The 18,319-nt window shown below is 61.1% G+C and carries 13 protein-coding genes; 10 read left to right on the top strand and 3 right to left on the bottom strand.

Annotation, left to right across the window (positions count from 1 at the left end; genetic code table 11):
• Positions 1-120 precede the first annotated feature (120 nt).
• The 5 genes from rpoC (at position 121) to LVY71_RS15230 (ending at position 10,602) form a co-directional block, all read left to right on the top strand.
• Entirely contained in the window at positions 121-4,326 is a 4,206-nt protein-coding gene (gene rpoC, locus LVY71_RS15250) for a DNA-directed RNA polymerase subunit beta' (RefSeq protein ID WP_235100700.1), read from the top strand.
• Positions 4,327-4,779: 453 nt separating this feature from the next.
• Complete coding sequence (locus LVY71_RS15245; RefSeq protein WP_235100699.1) at positions 4,780-5,895, top strand: helix-turn-helix transcriptional regulator; 1,116 nt, start codon at positions 4,780-4,782, stop codon at positions 5,893-5,895.
• Between the two features lie 167 nt (positions 5,896-6,062).
• Positions 6,063-8,117 carry an FAD-dependent oxidoreductase gene (locus LVY71_RS15240; RefSeq protein WP_235100698.1) on the top strand — a complete coding sequence of 685 codons (2,055 nt, stop codon included), beginning with the start codon at positions 6,063-6,065 and terminating at the stop codon, positions 8,115-8,117.
• Between the two features lie 44 nt (positions 8,118-8,161).
• A complete protein-coding gene (locus tag LVY71_RS15235; RefSeq protein WP_235100697.1) occupies positions 8,162-10,129 on the top strand; it encodes an ABC transporter ATP-binding protein in 1,968 nt (655 codons plus the stop codon).
• Positions 10,130-10,152: 23 nt separating this feature from the next.
• Positions 10,153-10,602, top strand: a complete 450-nt coding sequence (locus LVY71_RS15230; RefSeq protein ID WP_235100696.1) for a GFA family protein — start codon at positions 10,153-10,155, stop codon at positions 10,600-10,602.
• Between the two features lie 11 nt (positions 10,603-10,613).
• Here the strand turns inward: LVY71_RS15230 and LVY71_RS15225 are convergent, their stop codons facing one another.
• The 3 genes from LVY71_RS15225 to LVY71_RS15215 all read right to left on the bottom strand — a co-directional run bounded on the left by LVY71_RS15225 (position 10,614) and on the right by LVY71_RS15215 (position 13,330).
• Positions 10,614-11,876, bottom strand: a complete 1,263-nt coding sequence (locus LVY71_RS15225) for a carboxylate--amine ligase (protein ID WP_235100695.1) — start codon at positions 11,874-11,876, stop codon at positions 10,614-10,616.
• Positions 11,873-12,880: an FkbM family methyltransferase gene (locus LVY71_RS15220; protein WP_235100694.1), complete on the bottom strand. Its 1,008-nt coding sequence runs from the start codon at positions 12,878-12,880 to the stop codon at positions 11,873-11,875. Before LVY71_RS15220 ends, LVY71_RS15225 begins: the two co-directional genes overlap by 4 nt.
• A gap of 78 nt (positions 12,881-12,958) precedes the next feature.
• Entirely contained in the window at positions 12,959-13,330 is a 372-nt protein-coding gene (locus LVY71_RS15215) for a hypothetical protein (protein WP_235100693.1), read from the bottom strand.
• Positions 13,331-13,687: 357 nt separating this feature from the next.
• Between LVY71_RS15215 and rpsL the strand changes: the two genes are divergently transcribed.
• From rpsL to rpsJ, 5 genes are all read left to right on the top strand, one after another.
• Positions 13,688-14,059 (top strand): 30S ribosomal protein S12, encoded by a 372-nt coding sequence (rpsL, locus tag LVY71_RS15210; protein WP_002712306.1) that lies wholly within the window; start codon positions 13,688-13,690, stop codon positions 14,057-14,059.
• 15 nt (positions 14,060-14,074) lie between these two features.
• Positions 14,075-14,545: a 30S ribosomal protein S7 gene (gene rpsG / locus LVY71_RS15205; protein WP_235100692.1), complete on the top strand. Its 471-nt coding sequence runs from the start codon at positions 14,075-14,077 to the stop codon at positions 14,543-14,545.
• A 33-nt stretch (positions 14,546-14,578) separates the two neighbouring features.
• Positions 14,579-16,651 carry an elongation factor G gene (fusA, locus tag LVY71_RS15200; RefSeq protein ID WP_235100691.1) on the top strand — a complete coding sequence of 691 codons (2,073 nt, stop codon included), beginning with the start codon at positions 14,579-14,581 and terminating at the stop codon, positions 16,649-16,651.
• 37 nt (positions 16,652-16,688) lie between these two features.
• Positions 16,689-17,879, top strand: a complete 1,191-nt coding sequence (tuf, locus tag LVY71_RS15195; RefSeq protein WP_235100690.1) for an elongation factor Tu — start codon at positions 16,689-16,691, stop codon at positions 17,877-17,879.
• An 81-nt stretch (positions 17,880-17,960) separates the two neighbouring features.
• The gene (gene rpsJ / locus LVY71_RS15190) at positions 17,961-18,269 is read left to right on the top strand and encodes a 30S ribosomal protein S10 (protein WP_002712302.1); all 309 of its coding nucleotides are present in this window, start codon (positions 17,961-17,963) and stop codon (positions 18,267-18,269) included.
• Positions 18,270-18,319 lie beyond the last annotated feature (50 nt).

Below are 18,319 nucleotides of genomic sequence, written 5' to 3'. Positions count from 1 at the left end.
ATTTCATGCCCGGCTTGAGTGCCGGGCATTCGTGCCTTGCTTGAACGTCGGGCAGGGCGCGAGACGACCGACGAGTTTCGAATTTGCTGCCGATGACGGTCGGCACGCGAGGAGAATACGATGAACCAAGAAATTATGAATCTCTTCAATCCGACGACGCCGGCTCAGGTCTTCGACCAGATCCGGATTTCGATCGCTTCGCCTGAGAAGATTCTGTCGTGGTCCTACGGCGAGATCAAGAAGCCGGAAACCATCAATTACCGCACGTTCAAACCGGAGCGTGACGGCCTGTTCTGCGCGCGCATCTTCGGGCCGATCAAGGACTACGAATGTCTTTGCGGCAAGTACAAGCGCATGAAGTACAAGGGCATCATCTGCGAGAAGTGCTCGGTCGAAGTGACCCTGTCGCGCGTCCGGCGCGAGCGCATGGGTCACATCGAACTGGCCGCGCCTGTTGCGCACATCTGGTTTCTGAAGTCGCTGCCTTCGCGCATTGGCCAGCTGCTCGATATGACGCTGAAAGACCTCGAGCGGATTCTTTACTTCGAGTACTACGTCGTTCTGGAGCCGGGTCTAACCGCGCTCAAGGACCGTCAGCTGCTGTCGGAAGAAGAGTATCTGCGCGCGCAGGACGAGTACGGTCAGGACAGCTTCACCGCCATGATCGGCGCGGAAGCGATCCGCGAATTGCTGAAGGGCCTTGAGCTCGAGAAGCTCGATGGTCAGCTTCGCGCTGAGATGGCCGAGACCGAGTCCGACATCAAGCACAAGAAGCTCGCCAAGCGCCTGAAGATCGTCGAAGCGTTCCGCGTGTCCGGCAACAAGCCGGAATGGATGATCATGACCGTGGTGCCGGTAATTCCGCCGGACCTGCGTCCGCTGGTGCCGCTGGACGGCGGCCGCTTTGCGACCTCCGACCTGAACGATCTCTATCGGCGCGTCATCAACCGCAACAACCGTTTGAAGCGGCTGATGGAGCTTCGTGCGCCGGACATCATCATCCGCAACGAAAAGCGCATGCTGCAGGAAGCCGTCGATGCGCTGTTCGACAACGGCCGCCGCGGCCGCGTCATCACCGGCGCCAACAAGCGCCCGCTGAAGTCGCTCGCCGATATGCTCAAGGGCAAGCAGGGCCGCTTCCGTCAGAACCTGCTCGGCAAGCGCGTCGACTATTCCGGCCGCTCCGTGATCGTGGTCGGTCCCGAACTGCGCCTGCATCAGTGCGGTCTCCCGAAGAAGATGGCGCTCGAACTGTTCAAGCCGTTCATCTATTCGCGGCTCGACGCCAAGGGTCTGTCCACCACCGTGAAGCAGGCGAAAAAGCTCGTTGAAAAAGAGCGTCCCGAGGTCTGGGATATTCTCGACGAGGTTATTCGCGAGCATCCGGTGCTGCTGAACCGCGCGCCGACGCTGCACCGTCTCGGCATTCAGGCGTTCGAGCCGGTGCTGATCGAGGGTAAGGCGATCCAGCTTCATCCGCTGGTCTGCGCCGCGTTCAACGCAGACTTCGACGGCGACCAGATGGCCGTGCACGTTCCGCTGTCGCTTGAAGCGCAGCTGGAAGCGCGCGTCCTGATGATGTCGACCAACAACATCCTGCATCCCGCGAACGGTCAGCCGATCATCGTGCCGTCGCAGGACATCGTGCTGGGTCTGTACTATCTGTCGATCCTGCGCGAAGGCCTGCAGGGCCAGGGCAAGGTCTACCGCGACATGGCGGAGATCGAGCACGCGCTGTTCTCGAAGGTCATCCACCTGCACACCAAGATCAAGTACCGGTGGACCGGGATCGACGAGGAAGGCAAGACGATCTCGAAGATCTACGACACCACCGCCGGTCGAGTCATGCTCGGGCAGGTGCTGCCGAAGCACGGCAAGGTGCCTTTCGACACCATCAACAAGCTGATGACGAAGCGTGAAATCTCAGGCGTGATCGATCAGGTATACCGTCACTGCGGTCAGAAGGAGACGGTGATCTTCTGCGACCGCATCATGGCGCTCGGCTTCTACAACGCCTTCAAGGCGGGCATTTCGTTCGGCAAGGACGACATGGTCGTGCCGCACGGCAAGTGGAAGATCGTCGACGACACCCGCTCGATGGCGAAGGAATTCGAGCAGCAGTACAACGACGGCCTGATCACTCAGGGCGAGAAGTACAACAAGGTGGTCGACGCCTGGTCCAAGGCCACGGAAAAAATCGCCGAAGAGATGATGAAGGAAATTTCCTCCGTCAAAAAGAACTCGAAGGGCGAAGATTCCCAGATCAACTCGATCTACATGATGGCTCATTCCGGTGCGCGCGGTTCGCCGGCGCAGATGCGTCAGCTCGCCGGTATGCGCGGCCTGATGGCCAAGCCGGACGGCTCCATCATCGAAACGCCGATCGTTTCGAACTTCAAGGAAGGCCTGACCGTGATGGAGTACTTCAACTCCACCCACGGCGCCCGTAAGGGTCTGGCCGACACCGCCTTGAAAACCGCGAACTCGGGCTATCTCACCCGCCGTCTGGTGGACGTGGCGCAGGACTGCATCATCACTGCAGACGACTGCGGCACCAAGCTCGGCATCAAGATGCGCGCGATCATCGACGCGGGCACGGTCGTGGCTTCGCTGGCGTCGCGTATTCTCGGCCGCACCGCGGGCGAGGATCTGCGCGATCCGGCGACCAACAAGGTTGTCGTCAAGCGTGGCACGCTGATGGAGGAGACTCACGTCGACGCCATCCAGCAGGCTGGCATCCAGGAAGTGAAGATCCGCTCGGCGCTGACCTGCGAACTGGTCAACGGCATCTGCGGCAAGTGCTACGGGCGCGATCTTGCCCGCGGTACGCCGGTCAACCACGGCGAGGCTGTCGGCGTTATCGCCGCGCAGTCCATCGGCGAGCCCGGCACGCAGCTCACCATGCGCACGTTCCACATCGGCGGCGCGGCGCAGATCAACGAGCAGTCGTTCATCGAGTCGAACTTCGACGGCAAGATCGTCATCAAGAATAAGGCGATCGCGACCAACAGCGAAGGTTTCAACGCTGCGATGGTTCGCAACATGGTCGTCGCGGTTGTCGATCCGGATGGCACCGAACGTGCGACGCATCGTATTCAGTACGGCGCGCGCATGCGCGTCGATGACGGCGATATGATCAAGCGTGGCCAGCGCATTGCGGAGTGGGATCCATACTCACGCCCGATTCTGACCGAAGTCGAAGGCACCATCGGGTTCGAGGATCTGGTTGAAGGCCAGTCGATCTCGGAAACGCTCGACGAATCCACGGGTATCGCAAAGCGCGTGGTTATCGATTGGCGCACGACCGGCCGCGGTGCCGATCTGCGTCCGGCGATCGTCATCAAGGGCAAGGATGGCAAGGTGCTGAAGCTGGCACGCGGCGGCGACGCCCGTTACATGCTCTCGGTCGATGCCATTCTGTCGGTGGACGTCGGCGCCAAGGTCAAGGCCGGCGACATCCTCGCGCGTGTTTCGACGGAAAGCGCCAAGACCCGCGACATCACCGGCGGTCTGCCGCGCGTCGCGGAACTGTTCGAAGCCCGCAAGCCGAAGGATGCCGCGATCATCGCGGAAATCGCCGGCACGATCCGCTTCGGCCGCGACTACAAGAACAAGCGCCGCATTTCGATCGAGCCTGTCGACAAGAACGAGGAGACTCGCGAGTACCTCATTCCGAAGGGCAAGCACATCCATCTGCAGGACGGCGATATCGTCGAAAAGGGCGATTTCATTGTCGAAGGCAATCCGGCGCCGCACGACATCCTGGCGATCAAGGGCATCGAGGAACTCGCTGCCTATCTGGTCAATGAAATCCAGGAAGTTTACCGGCTCCAGGGCGTGCTCATCAACGACAAGCACATCGAAGTGATTGTCCGTCAGATGCTGCAGAAGGTCGAGATCACCGATCAGGGCGAGACCGACATGATCTCGGGCGAGCAGATCGACAAGATCGAGTTCGACCAGCTCAACGCCAAGGCGAAGGACGAAGGGAAGAAGATTGCAACCGGCACGCCGGTGCTGCTCGGCATCACCAAGGCGAGCTTGCAGACGCGGTCGTTCTTCTCGGCGGCGTCGTTCCAGGAGACCACGCGCGTGCTCACCGAAGCTGCCGTCAACGGCAAGGTGGACCCGCTCGAAGGCCTCAAGGAAAACGTCATTGTCGGCCGCCTGATCCCGGCCGGTACCGGTGCTTCGATGGCGAAGATCCGCGAAGTCGCAACCAAGCGCGACAAGCTGATCCTCGACGAGCGCGAGAAGCAGGCGGCGGCTGCCATCGTGCCGTCGGCTCCGGAAGCCGAACCTCTGGCGTTGCCGCCAGCGGAGTAATCCGCTGCTCAGCACCGATGCTCACAATCGAAAAGGCCGCCCTGCTGGGCGGCCTTTTTCTTGCGCGGTGGCCGGATTGTGGGCAAGAAGCCACACCGGAGCGAAAACCTTAATCGATCTAGCTACTTAACCAATTTGGGGGATGCCGATACCGACGATGGCTTTATTGTGACGGTGTTCTGTGACCATCGATATAATGAAATACCAATTGGGCAGGGGATTTAAAGAAAACGAGGATATTGGGCAGCTATAGGACACGATCGCCTTGCGGTGATTATTTTGGTGTCCGTGGCTCGGTATATGCGCATCAGTCTTCAAGGCCAGCGGAAGCTGGCCTTTTTTATGCCGAACGATCCGACTGGCCGCTATGCAGCTGGTTGGGCCGGGAGCGGTGGCGCAACTCCTGCGTGCGGGTTAGACTTGTTCAGTCAATTTCGCCTTTGGGGCAGTCATTTGGTCGATTTATTCGACGAGACGCTGACGGACCGCATCTACGAAGCGGCGGTGATTCCGGAGAAATGGCCAGACGTCCTGGGCGAGATGTCTCGCGCGGTCGACGGCGCGGGCGGCCTGCTGTTCACCGCTAATGCCGATCATACCGGCGGGATCACCTCGGCCGACATTAAAACGACGTTCGAGGAATTCATCCGCGATGGCTGGGCGGCAATGAACATCCGCCCGGCGCGGCTGGGGGCGGCGAACTATGCCGGGTTTGTACGCGACAATGACTTTTTCACCGACGAGGAACTGGACAACGATCCGGTATACCGGGACTTCTACCGCAAGCGCGGCCTCGGCTGGGCGACTGGTACGATGCTGGACACGCCGTCGGGTGACTCGATCATTTTTTCCTTTGAGCGGGCCTATGCCAAAGGTCCGGTCCCGGTCGAAGTCGTCCAGCAATTCGACAAACTGCGTCCGCACCTTGCACGCAGCGCGCTGCTGTCCTCGCGGCTCGGTCTTGAACGGGCGATGGCGATGGCCGAAGCGCTGCAGGCGTTGGGCTTGCCGGGCGCCGTGTTGCGCGGGGGTGGCAGGGTTCTCGCCGTCAACAGCGCGCTGGAACGTTTGATGCCGTCGCTGGTGCAGGACCGCCGCGAACGGTTGTATGTGTCCGACGAAGCCGCCGACGTCCTGCTTGCAGATGCACTGCGGCGCAGGCCGGTTGCGGGCGGTCCGGCGATGGTGAACTCGATTCCCGTGGCGGCGACCGATGAACACCCGCCGATGATCTTGCATCTGCTGCCGATCCATGGCGCGGCGCATGATCTGTTCTCGCGGGCGACCTCGCTGCTCGTGATTACGCCGGTCGACCGTGCGGTGGTGCCGACGGCCCAGGTGCTGCAAGGCCTGTTCGACCTCACACCGGCGGAGGCACGGGTGGCGCGGGGCATCAGCGAGGCGCAGACCGTGGAGGGCCTGGCCTTGTCCGCCGGGGTTTCAGTGGAGACCGTGCGCAGCCAGCTCAAGGCCGTGCTGTCGAAAACCGGGCTGTCCCGCCAGCAGGAACTGATCCATCTGCTCGCCGGAACGATGTTGCCGGCGTCGAAAACGCCTCCCACGCCCTGAGCGGCGGGCCGAAACGGTCAAAATCCCCCTGCATTGCGCCAAATCAGCTTTTTTCGCGCCAAATCGTGCTTTGTTCATCTTCCCTTCAGATGAAAAACGCATTTGTTTAGGATGAGTTAGACCGGCTCTAAACCCGAATGGGACGCCGGCAGGGGGCGAAGGACGTCATGCTCGATCTGGCAGTTGTCGGCGGTGGCCCGGGCGGGCTGATGAGCGCCTGGTACCTCAGGAAAAAACTTGGGGCGCTTTGCCGCGTCACCATCTACGAGGCATCCGACCGCCTCGGCGGCAAGATACTGACGAAAAAGTTCGATACCGCGCCCGCGATGTACGAGGCGGGCGTCGCCGAGATCTACGACTACTCCATGACGGGTCCGGACCCGCTGCGTGAACTGGTCCAGCATTTCGGATTGCAGACGATTCCGATGGATGCCGAGCAGGTTCAGCTCGATGGCGTGTTGCTCGACGACGTGCCCGGCATGCGCCGCAAGTATGGCCCGCCGACCGCAAAGGCGATCGAGGATTTCCGCAAGCTCTGTGCCAAGATGGTGTCGCCGACCGAATACTATGAAGGCGTCGGCGCGCACGATAACGAGCATCCTTGGGCCTATCTGAGCGCCGAGGAACTGCTGGACCGCGAAGTCGCCGACCCGGTCGCCAAGCGCTTCCTGAAAGTCATGGCGCGCTCCGACATCGCGACCGAGCCGCATAACACCAACGGCCTCAATGCCCTGAAGAACTTCGTGATGGATATCGACGGCTATATCGGCCTGTACTCGATCCAGAACGGCAACGAACAGCTCATTCATAGCCTGCAAAGCGAGATCGACGCTGAGATCCTGTTGAACCATCGGGTTCTCAAGGTCGGCAAGGCGGATTCCGGCCGCTATGCCATCAACATGATGAACGGCAAGGGGCCGGTCACCAAGGAGCACGATCTGGTCGTGATGTGCCTGCCGCATTCGTGGCTCGCCACGATGCGCTGGGATGGCGAACTGCTGCGCCACTCGATGGTCAAGCACATCGCCTATTTCGACCGTCCGGCGCACTACCTGCGCGTCTCGGTTTTGTTCGACGAGCCGTTCTGGGGCGACAAGGTGCCAGGTGCGTGGTGGATGTCGGAAGCCTTCGGCGGCTGCTGCATTTACGTCGAAGGTGCGCGGCACGATGTCGGCCGCCACGGCGTGCTGAACTGGCTGATCCCGGGCTCCGACGCGCTGGCCTTCGCCAATCTCAGCGACAAGGAGCTGATCGATGCGGCGATCAAGTCGCTGCCGAAGGCATTCGGCGATGCCCGTTCGCATTTTCTGGAAGGCAAGATCCATCGCTGGCTGTCGTCGGTGAACGCCATTCCGGGCGGCTTGCCCGCGCGCGACGTCATGACCAATCACCATCCGGAGCCGCACGAGCATCCGGGTCTGGTCGTGGTCGGCGACTATCTGTTCGATTCGACGCTGAACGGTTTGCTGGACTCGTCGGATGCGGCCACCGACATTATCCTCACCCAGATGATCAAGTTGCGCTACGAGCGCGGCGAGGCCGGCAACCTTCCGTCCGACAAGATCGACCGCGCCTATTTCGACAATTACCGCAACGTCGGTCCCTACGGCGAGGTCTGGAACCAGTTCACCGATCCGGACTATCTCACCAATCTCATCAAGATCGTCTGGAATCGCGCGAAGGGTTACAAGTTGCTGGTGGCTGGTTCGGCGAGCGGCGAACTGGTCGGTGCGCTGCGCGAACGCGGCATCGATGCCTGGGGCGTCGAGAACAACCGCTATATCCATGGCAAGACGCCCAAGGCGCTGCGTAAGTACAACAAACTCGGCTCGCTGACCAAACTGCCGTTCAAGACTGGCGAGTTCGACTTCGTTTTTGAAACCAGCCTGTGCCATGTGTCGGACAGGCAGGTGACGCGCGCCGTCCGCGAGCTGAACCGGGTGGTGAAAACCGGCTTCGTGTTCGGCTCGATCACCAGTGACATGGCGCCGGCTCTGATCGACCGCTACGACCTGCTGCGCGGTGTCAAAAAACTAGGCACCTGGTGGGAGTGGTCCGAACTGTTCTTCGGCAACGGTTTCGATCTCTCGATGCACCGCCGCGATTGCACGGATGCGGTGTGGGACGCGACGCTGGCAGCGAACAAGGGGCCCGGCGACTGGTACGCGGACGCCGACAGCCTGCGCTATTCGTTCTTTGACAAGGTTGCCGCCGACGACTAATCGCTTGGGGCAGGGTGGCCAATCCGGCCGCTGCGGACCACTAGATGCCGACCAGGTCGCCCACTTCGGATACCGACAAATCAGCATCGGGCAAGCCGCTCGATGACGAGGCCGCGCGTCTTGCGGCTGCGCAGGCTGACATCCCTGTGCCCCCGGAACTGGACGACATCGACGACGATGACGACGACGAGGATCTCGTCGCCTATACGGCCAGCGAGGCCGCGGGCGCCTTCGCCACCATCTGGCGGTTCACCTGGCCGCATCTGCGGCAATACAAGACCTGGGTCGCGTTCGTGGCGATCGGTCTTTTCATCGAGACGTTGTTCAACGTCATCATGCCGCTCAGCCTGAAATACCTGATCGACGACGCGCTCGGCGAAGAGGATTTTCAGGCGCTCACCGCCATCCTGACCGTGCTGGCGGTCGCCGGCATTATCACGTCCATTGTCGCAGTCTGGTACGAGCGCTGGGACGCGCGGCTTGCGGCATCCGTCATCTCCGATGTTCGCGCGCGGCTGTTCGAGCATGTCCAGAACCTGCCGGCATCCTTCTTCGGCCGCACCAAGCGCGGCGAGATCCTGTCGCGGTTTTCCGTGGACATGGCCGGCTACGAATCCTCGGTCAAGCATTTTGCCAACAGCGCGATGCTGCCGTTCCTCGAACTGATCGCGGGCATCGCCCTGATGATCTGGCTGAACTGGCAGCTTGCCGCCGTGGCGCTGCTGGTGTTCCCGATCACGCTGATCGGTCCGCGTATCCTGACTCCGAAGGCCGTGCAGGCCAACTACGAGCAGAAAGTCAACGAATCCGCCATCCTCGGCGTGGTGCAGGAGAACGTCGCGGCGCAGATGGTGGTGAAAGCCTTCGGCTTGCAGCGCAAGGCGTTCGGCTGGTTCTCGTTCCGCAACAACGCCGCACGCCGTTCGATGGCCGATGCGACGTTCCTCTCGACGATGGTGGAGCGGACCGTCACCATTTCGGTCCTGTTGCTTCATCTGATCGTGCTGGCGATCGGCGCGTATCTCGCCACCATCGGCAAGATCTCGGTCGGCACCTTCGTCACGTTCGAAAGCGCGTTCTGGGAAATTTCCTACAACATCGCCCATCTGATGCACTTCATTCCGGTGGCGATCACGGCGTCCGCCGCGGTGCGCCACATGGAAGAATTGCTCGATGAGCCGACGCGCGGTGCGGACCGGCCCGGCGCACCGGACCTGCCGCGCATTACCGACAACATCACCTTCGACCGCGTGGTCTTCAAATACGAAGGTAGCGACGCAACGGTGCTCGACGGCCTTTCCCTCAAGATCGGCGTTGGCAAGAATATCGCCATCGTGGGGCCCAGCGGCTCCGGCAAGAGCACGCTGCTCAATCTCATCCTGCGCCTCTACGTGCCGAACGAGGGCAGGCTGACCATCGACGGCGTCGACATCCGCAAGGTGACCCGCGACTCGCTGCGCAAGAGCATGGCGGTGGTGTTTCAGGAAAACATGCTGTTCAACATGTCGATCCGCGAGAACATCCGCCTCGGCAAGGATGGCGCGACCGATGCCGAGGTCGAGGATGCTGCGAAGAAGGCCGAGATCCATCGCTACATCATGACGCTGCCGCAGAAGTACGACACGGTGGTCGGCGAGCGCGGTGATACGCTGTCGGGCGGCCAGCGCCAGCGCATTGCGATCGCGCGCGCCATCGTCCGCAACCCGTCGGTGCTGCTCTTGGACGAGGCGACATCGGCGCTCGATCAGACCACAGAGGCTGCGATCAACCGCACGCTGCTCAAGGTCGCCAAGGGCCGCACCATGATCTTCTCGACCCACCGGCTGACCTCGGTGGTGGATATGGATGAAATCATCGTCATCAGCAACGGCAAGGCGATCGAGCGCGGGCCGCACGCCGAACTGCTTGCCGCCAACGGAATGTACCGGAAGCTCTGGGACGATCAGCTTCACAAGTCGCATCATCCTGCCGAGGACGATGATGACGATGACGATGACGAGGATGACGAATAATTCTGCCACGGGCCCATACGCCAATGACAGGTTCAAAGACATCAGGCTCCCGCACGTTGGCCGGAAAGTGTCTGTGTGGCGCGGTCCAGTATGCGGTGGTTGATGAATTCCTTTATTCGATGAATTGCCATTGTTCGAACTGCCGTCGCGCAACCGGCTCGGCGTTCAAGCCTATCGCTGGCATCGAACGCAGCAAGCTCCGGCTCACCGGGGGCGACGACAATCTTCTGATCTTCGGGGATGACGCCAGCCACGACGCGCACTGCAAAACCTGCGGGTCGTTGCTTTATTCGCTGGTTCGCGACGGTGCCTATGTCCACGTTGCAATGGGAACGTTGGTCGATGATCCCGGCATTCGTCCCACCGCGCATATTTTCGTTGGCTCCAAGGCGCCGTGGTTCACGATCACCGACGATCTGCCTCAGTACACGGAGCACGTCCTGCCGGCCGGGGCCGTCGATAGCGACCAATAAGGCGTACGCGTTCAGAGCAGTTTCGTCTCGATCTTCCGGCTCGTCACCCAACGGCGGACGGTTTTCCCGTTCGCCGCGAATGTGCGCTTCAAAACGCGCAGGATGGTGGTCGGAAGTTCCAGCAGCGCCGGGCGCATGTCGTCCGCGGCGAACACCGCGAATGTCAGCTTCTGGCGATAGCTTTGGAGCCACGCGCCGATGCTCAACCTGCTGAGCAACAAAAGATGGATTGACGCCACGATGTCGCGCGGAACGTGGACCCACGCATGGCCGACGCTCGCTTGCAGCACCGGCGCAACGCCAAGGTTCAGGATCAGTTCGGGAAAATCGAGTCCGCCGGCTTCGCAAAGCGAAAGCCACGACCATGAACGCGGATTGACGTCGAGGATCTTGTAGGCGCCAACGCGCGCGTCGTGTTTGAATTCAACCTCGACAAGTCCCTCGAAGCCGACGGACGACAGCAGTTTCCTGCTGATCGCCTTGACCTCGTCGTTGTCGACGATCTCGACGAACGTGCTCGTGTATCCGAATTCAACGGGATATTGCCGGGCACGACGCGCGGCCAGTTCGGCGACGGGCGAATTGTTGCTCCACAATGCGGCGTAGGAAAATTGCGCCTCTCCGCCGCCGGGGATGTACTCCTGAACGACGACACCGTCCTGACCCTGCAGCGCCGCGGCCTTTCGATAGAGGTCGATGAGTTCGTCGCGCGTCTCGGCGCGCCACGCCTTGGCCGAGGTCAGGGCGTTACGCCTCATGCGCATCGCGGGTTTCAGGATAACGGGGAATGTGACGTCGATGCGCGCGGCGTCTTCGACCGATTCCACCGGATAGCTTTTCGGAACCGCAATTCCGGCTTTTTCCGCGACCTGAACCAGCAGTTGTTTGTTGCAGAGATGCTGCAGGCTCTGCCACGGCGTTCCCATGATCTGAAAGCGCGTGCGGAGCTGATCCTGATTTTCGGCGACCAGCCTGACTTCATTGTCGGCGCAGGGCAGCAGCAGCCAGTTCTTGAGATCCTGCTCGGCCGCGAGCGCCACCAGCCACGCCGCCGCTCCCGCCGACGTCGCGCCTGGCCAGTCGAAGGTGCGCCCGACATAGCGGGAGAAGGTCGGCAGCGGATGATCGTTGGTCACCAGCGCGACCGGAATACCCTTTCGCCCGAAACTGCGCGCCAGCGCCAGCGCATTATGGGCGCCGCCAAGAATGACGACGCCCGGAAGCGCGGATCGGTCAGGTGTCGGGGCGGCCGACGCTGCGCCGGGAATGGTCATGCAAGCCGTCGTCCGCTGGAATCGACAACTGCCTCCGGATCAATGGCGCGAATGCGCTGTTCCCAGAATGGGCTGCGGGTGGCGAGGATGTTGTAACCCCAGTTCGTCGCCTTCTTGATGCGGTCGAGGGGGGACACATCCTCAAGATGCACGAAGCGGCTCGCGGCGGGATCGTAGCAAAACAGCTTCAACGGGGTGTTGGCGAGGATATATCGCGAAATGGTGTGGTTGCGGTCGTTGCCGTGCTCTTCACAAATGACAACGCAGTCGGTTTCGAGCAGCTTTGCGCCGCCCCGCAGCGCCTCAGTTTCTACGCCTTCGACATCGAGCTTGATGACATGTCGGCGCTTCGGATCGAGCTTCGCGCCGAGCAGGCTGTCCAGCGGAATCACCTCGACCGTTTCGCCGTTGTCCTGCGTTCCGCCGGCAATCGTCATCGCCTCGTGCTTGCTGCCGGAGAGGTTTGCTGTTCCGGCCTCCGCGCCGATGGCGCGCTGAAGCGTATGGAACCGGTCACCGTTCAGTCGGGCGTTGTTCGACAGGATCGCGAAGTTCCGGGAGGAGGGTTCAATCGCCACCGAAGGGTGCGCGCCATAGGGGCGGCTGGTGACGAGGGTGGACCAGTAGCCGAAATTCGCGCCACAATCGACCAGGGTGTAGTCGGCGTCCGCGATGCTGCGGAAGAACAGATTGATGTCGCGCTCATAGCCATAGAGCGGGTCGAGCAGCAGGCTCCAGTAGCCGTCGCCGAACGGAAACGAGAACAGCGCATCGTCATTGAGGCGGACCTCGATCATGCGATCCGGGGCCACGGTCTGCAGTACCCGGCAACCCGCGGCGAACCCCCGGTACGACCAGGCGGAACTAACCCGTGCTCCCGCCCGCAGGGCGTGGACCAGCAGCGCTTCGCGCATGGTCGATCCCGCCAGCAAGCCCGTCGGTCTGTCGAAGGTCAGGGCTGTCGGCGGACACAACTGTGCCGTTTCAGGAAAATAGGGTCGCATTCTATTGCTCTCGATCAACTATCTGAGAATTAGCAAGACCGGTGCCAAGCCGGGGCGCTCATCATCGATGGCTCCCGCTTAAGATGACACCATAGAGGTCGGGAAATGCCGCTCCACCGGCAGTTTCGTCGCGATTCTAGTTAACTGCTGATAAACAAAGAGATTTTTTTGATGAACCCTGTTCGTCAGGCGTTCATGAGGTATCCGGCGGGCGCGTGCCGCATCGGTGTGGGCGATGGGACGCTGATCGGAGCGCGGGATTCGGCCGGTCGCAAACGATTCTCTTGCAAAGCCGCAAATGCCTTGTCCAACGGACAAGGCGAGCGCAAGAAACGGCTGCAACAAGGGCACTTTTGCCATGTCGTTTAGTCTTGACTTGGCAAGGCATGGCTTATAAAACCCGGCCACTTCACGACAGGCGGTGAGCTTCCCTGCGTCGGAACGGATCACCTTTTCAGCCCGCGTTCTCAACCGGGATGGATCGGCACCAACCTCGACGGATGTCGCTCAAACGCTGTCGGCACTAGCCAGGCAATGCCAGGACGATCTTGGTCTCTCGGGCGGATGCTCTTGAGATTGGTTTCGGATGCATGACCTCGGTCCGCCCTCTAGGCGAGCTGCGGTCCTCTGTGGCGGTCAAGCGCTTTCCATTCAGCGATGAATGGATGGCGCGATTTCGTTTTGCGCGATGAAACGCGCGGTGCGGGATCGGTGTTCCGGGACTGGTTGCTGACGTGAAGCGGGTGGGGCGGAAGCCCCGAACGAATTTGCGGGACCGACAAGGTTTCGCGCGAACAAGGGTGAACGATGCCGACGATCAACCAACTGATCGCGAATCCACGCGAAGCGCAGAAGTCGCGCAAGAAGGTGCCGGCGCTGCAACAGTCGCCGCAGAAGCGCGGCGTTTGCACGCGCGTCTATACGACGACTCCGAAGAAGCCGAACTCGGCGCTTCGTAAGGTCGCCAAGGTGCGCCTGACCAACGGCTTCGAGGTCATCGGCTACATTCCGGGTGAAGGCCACAACCTTCAGGAGCACTCGGTGGTCATGATCCGCGGCGGCCGCGTCAAGGATTTGCCCGGCGTGCGCTACCACATTCTCCGCGGCGTCCTCGATACGCAGGGCGTCAAGAACCGCAAGCAGCGCCGTTCGAAGTACGGCGCGAAGCGTCCGAAGTAATCGGGGATCTGATCGATGTCGCGTCGCCATTCTGCTGAAAAACGTGAAGTGAACCCGGATCCGAAGTTCGGGAACATCATCATCACGAAGTTTATGAATTCGATCATGTACGACGGCAAGAAATCTGCCGCCGAGAGCATCGTCTATGGCGCGCTCGAAATGATCGAGCAGAAGACCAAGCAGGGCCCGCTGCCGGTGTTCGAGCAGGCGCTGGAAAACGTCATGCCGACCATCGAAGTGCGCTCGCGCCGCGTTGGTGGCGCCACGTACCAGGTGCCGGTTGAGGTTCGCTCCGTGCGCCGTCAGGCGCTGGGCATTCGCTGGATCATTACGGCCGCCCGCGGCCGCAACGAGAAGACCATGACCGAACGGCTCTCTGCGGAGCTGCTCGATGCGTCGAATAACCGGGGGAACGCGGTCAAGAAGCGCGAAGACGTGCACAAGATGGCGGAAGCCAACCGTGCCTTCTCGCACTATCGCTGGTAACGGCGAACTGAACGGACATAAGGAACGAACCCCATGGCGCGCCAACACCCCATCGCTGATTACCGTAACTTCGGTATCATGGCGCATATTGACGCCGGCAAGACCACGACGACCGAGCGCATCCTTTATTATACCGGCAAGAGCCACAAGATCGGCGAAGTGCACGAAGGTGCCGCGACGATGGACTGGATGGAGCAGGAGCAGGAGCGCGGCATCACCATTACGTCCGCTGCGACCACAGCGTACTGGAACGGCAAGCGTCTGAACATCATCGACACCCCCGGCCACGTCGACTTCACCATTGAAGTCGAGCGTTCGCTGCGCGTGCTCGACGGCGCCGTGTGCGTTCTCGACTCCAATCAGGGCGTTGAGCCGCAAACCGAGACCGTCTGGCGCCAGGGCGACAAGTACAAAGTGCCGCGCATCGTCTTCGCCAACAAAATGGATAAGACCGGCGCCGACTTCTACAAGTGCCTGCAGGATATCATCGATCGCCTCGGCGCGAAGCCGGTTGCGATTCAGCTGCCGATCGGCTCCGAAAGCAATTTCGTGGGCATGGTCGATCTCGTGGCCATGAAGGCTTACATCTGGAACAACGAGGCGCTCGGCGCGAAGTTCGACGTGGTCGAGATTCCCGCGGACCTCCAGGACAAGGCGAAGGAATACCGCGAGAAGCTCGTCGAAGCCGCCGTCGAACTCGACGATGATGCGCTCGCCGCGTTCCTCGATGGCAATGAACCGGACGAAGCGACGCTGAAGCGGCTTATCCGCAAGGCAGTGCTGACCGGCGCATTCTATCCCGTGCTGTGCGGTTCGGCCTTCAAGAACAAGGGCGTGCAGCCGCTGCTCGATGCGGTGGTGGACTATCTTCCGTCGCCGCTCGACGTTCCCGCGATCAAGGGCGTCGACGAGGACGGCAATGAGGTTCTTCGCAAGCCGGACGACAAGGAGCCGCTGGCTCTGCTCGCGTTCAAGATCATGGACGATCCGTTTGTCGGCACCATCACCTTCTGCCGTATCTACTCGGGCGTCCTGTCGAGCGGCACCGGCGTCGTCAACTCGACCCGCGAGAAGAAAGAACGTATCGGCCGCATGCTGCTGATGCATGCGAACAACCGCGAAGACATCAAGGAAGCCTATGCCGGCGACATCGTCGCGCTGGCCGGTCTCAAGGAGGCTCGCACCGGCGACACGCTGTGCGATCCCGACCATCCGGTCATCCTTGAAAAGATGGAATTCCCGGAGCCGGTCATCGAAATCGCGATCGAGCCGAAGTCGAAGGCCGATCAGGAAAAGCTGGGCGTTGCGCTTGCGAAGCTCGCCGCGGAAGATCCGTCTTTCCGCGTGTCGACCGATCACGAGTCCGGCCAGACCATCCTCAAGGGCATGGGCGAACTGCATCTCGACATCAAGGTCGACATTCTCCGCCGTACCTACAAGGTCGACGCCAACATCGGCGCGCCGCAGGTGGCCTTCCGTGAGAAGATCACCAAGCGCGCGGAAGTCGATTACACGCACAAGAAGCAGACCGGCGGTACCGGCCAGTTCGCGCGCGTGAAGTTCATCGTCGAGCCGGGCGAGCCGGGTTCGGGTTTCGTGTTCGAATCGAAGGTTGTCGGCGGTTCGGTGCCGAAGGAATACATCCCCGGCGTCGAAAAGGGCCTCAACAGCGTGCTGACGTCAGGCGTTGTCGCGGGCTTCCCGGTGGTCGACGTGCATGTCCAGCTCGTGGACGGCGCGTACCACGACGTCGACTCGTCGGCGCTCGCATTCGAAATCGCATCGCGTGCGGCATTCCGTGACGCGCTGCAAAAGGGCAAGTCTGTGCTGCTCGAGCCGATTATGAAGGTCGAGTGCGTGACCCCTGAAGATTACACCGGCTCGGTCATCGGCGACTTGAACTCCCGCCGCGGCCAGATCCAGGGTCAGGACATGCGCGGCAACGCCAACGTCATCAACGCGATGGTGCCGCTCATGAACATGTTTGGTTACGTGAACAACCTGCGCTCGATGAGCCAGGGCCGCGCGACCTTCACGATGCAATTCGATCACTACGCTGAAGCGCCGGCCAACGTGTCGGCAGAGGTCCAGAAGAAGTTTGCTTGATTTCTTTGACGCGAGTCAAAGTTGAACGGAGAACGTCATGGCTAAAGCTAAATTTGAACGTAACAAACCGCACTGTAACATCGGCACCATCGGTCACGTCGACCATGGCAAGACATCGCTGACCGCAGCGATTACCAAGATTCTGGCTGAAACGGGCGGTGCAACGTTCACGGCGTACGACCAGATCGACAAGGCGCCGGAAGAGAAGGCGCGCGGCATCACCATCTCGACCGCTCACGTTGAGTACGAGACCGCGAACCGTCACTACGCTCACGTCGATTGCCCCGGCCACGCCGACTACGTGAAGAACATGATCACCGGTGCAGCCCAGATGGACGGCGCGATCCTGGTTGTGTCCGCCGCTGACGGCCCGATGCCGCAGACCCGCGAGCACATCCTGCTCGCCCGTCAGGTCGGCGTTCCCGCGATCGTCGTGTTCCTGAACAAGTGCGACATGGTCGACGATCCGGAACTGCTCGAACTGGTCGAAATGGAAGTTCGCGAGCTGCTCTCGAAGTACAACTTCCCGGGCGACGACATTCCGATCATCCGCGGCTCGGCGCTCGCAGCGCTTGAGAACAAGGATCCGAAGCTGGGCCACGACGCCGTTCTGGCGCTCATGAAGGCCGTTGACGAAAACATTCCGCAGCCGGCGCGTCCGATCGACCAGCCGTTCCTGATGCCGGTCGAAGACGTGTTCTCGATCTCGGGTCGCGGCACCGTCGTTACCGGCCGCGTCGAGCGCGGCATCATCAAGGTCGGCGAGGAAATCGAAATCGTCGGTCTGAAGGACACCCAGAAGACCATCGTTACCGGCGTCGAAATGTTCCGCAAGCTGCTCGATCAGGGCCAGGCCGGCGACAACATCGGTGCGCTGCTTCGCGGCACCAAGCGCGAGGAAGTCGAGCGCGGCCAGATTCTCTGCAAGCCGGGTTCGGTCAAGCCGCACACCAAGTTCAAGGCTGAGGCTTACATCCTCACCAAGGAAGAGGGTGGCCGTCACACGCCGTTCTTCACCAACTACCGTCCGCAGTTCTACTTCCGCACGACCGACGTGACGGGCGTGGTTCATCTGCCGGAAGGCACCGAGATGGTGATGCCGGGCGACAACATCGCGATGGAAGTGCACCTGATCGTGCCGATCGCGATGGAAGAGAAGCTCCGCTTCGCGATCCGTGAAGGCGGCCGCACCGTTGGTTCGGGCGTCGTCTCCAGCATCATCGAATAAAGACGCGAATAGAGAGTAGCGAGTGGATGTCCACTCGCTGCTCGCCACTCACTACTCGCTCTTAAAGAAAGACAAACGGCAATGAACGGCCAGAATATTCGCATTCGTCTCAAGGCGTTCGACCATCGGATTCTCGATACGTCGACCCGCGAGATCGTGAACACGGCAAAACGTACCGGTGCACAGGTGCGCGGACCCATTCCGCTGCCGACCCGCATCGAGAAGTTCACCGTCAACCGTTCGCCGCACGTCGACAAGAAGAGCCGCGAGCAGTTCGAGATGCGCACGCACAAGCGCCTTCTCGATATCGTCGATCCGACCCCGCAGACCGTGGACGCGCTGATGAAGCTCGACCTAGCCGCCGGTGTCGACGTCGAGATCAAGCTCTGAGCAAGACCCCGTAAAGTGGGCACCGGTTTTCGGATCGGGTCTTGCTCACA

The organism is Bradyrhizobium sp. G127 (assembly GCF_021502575.1).
Lineage (GTDB): Bacteria > Pseudomonadota > Alphaproteobacteria > Rhizobiales > Xanthobacteraceae > Afipia.
The sequence above is the reverse complement of the archived record's forward strand: the minus strand, read 5'-3'. Positions and strand labels throughout refer to the sequence as shown.

Coding starts and splice junctions, on each gene's coding strand:
- tuf (WP_235100690.1), top strand. CDS start 16,689: ATGGCTAAAGCTAAATTTGAACGTAACAAACCGCACTGTAACATCGGC.
- rpsJ (WP_002712302.1), top strand. CDS start 17,961: ATGAACGGCCAGAATATTCGCATTCGTCTCAAGGCGTTCGACCATCGG.
- rpoC (WP_235100700.1), top strand. CDS start 121: ATGAACCAAGAAATTATGAATCTCTTCAATCCGACGACGCCGGCTCAG.
- LVY71_RS15220 (WP_235100694.1), bottom strand. CDS start 12,880: ATGCGACCCTATTTTCCTGAAACGGCACAGTTGTGTCCGCCGACAGCC.
- LVY71_RS15225 (WP_235100695.1), bottom strand. CDS start 11,876: ATGACCATTCCCGGCGCAGCGTCGGCCGCCCCGACACCTGACCGATCC.
- LVY71_RS15230 (WP_235100696.1), top strand. CDS start 10,153: ATGACAGGTTCAAAGACATCAGGCTCCCGCACGTTGGCCGGAAAGTGT.
- fusA (WP_235100691.1), top strand. CDS start 14,579: ATGGCGCGCCAACACCCCATCGCTGATTACCGTAACTTCGGTATCATG.
- rpsL (WP_002712306.1), top strand. CDS start 13,688: ATGCCGACGATCAACCAACTGATCGCGAATCCACGCGAAGCGCAGAAG.
- LVY71_RS15240 (WP_235100698.1), top strand. CDS start 6,063: ATGCTCGATCTGGCAGTTGTCGGCGGTGGCCCGGGCGGGCTGATGAGC.
- LVY71_RS15235 (WP_235100697.1), top strand. CDS start 8,162: ATGCCGACCAGGTCGCCCACTTCGGATACCGACAAATCAGCATCGGGC.
- rpsG (WP_235100692.1), top strand. CDS start 14,075: ATGTCGCGTCGCCATTCTGCTGAAAAACGTGAAGTGAACCCGGATCCG.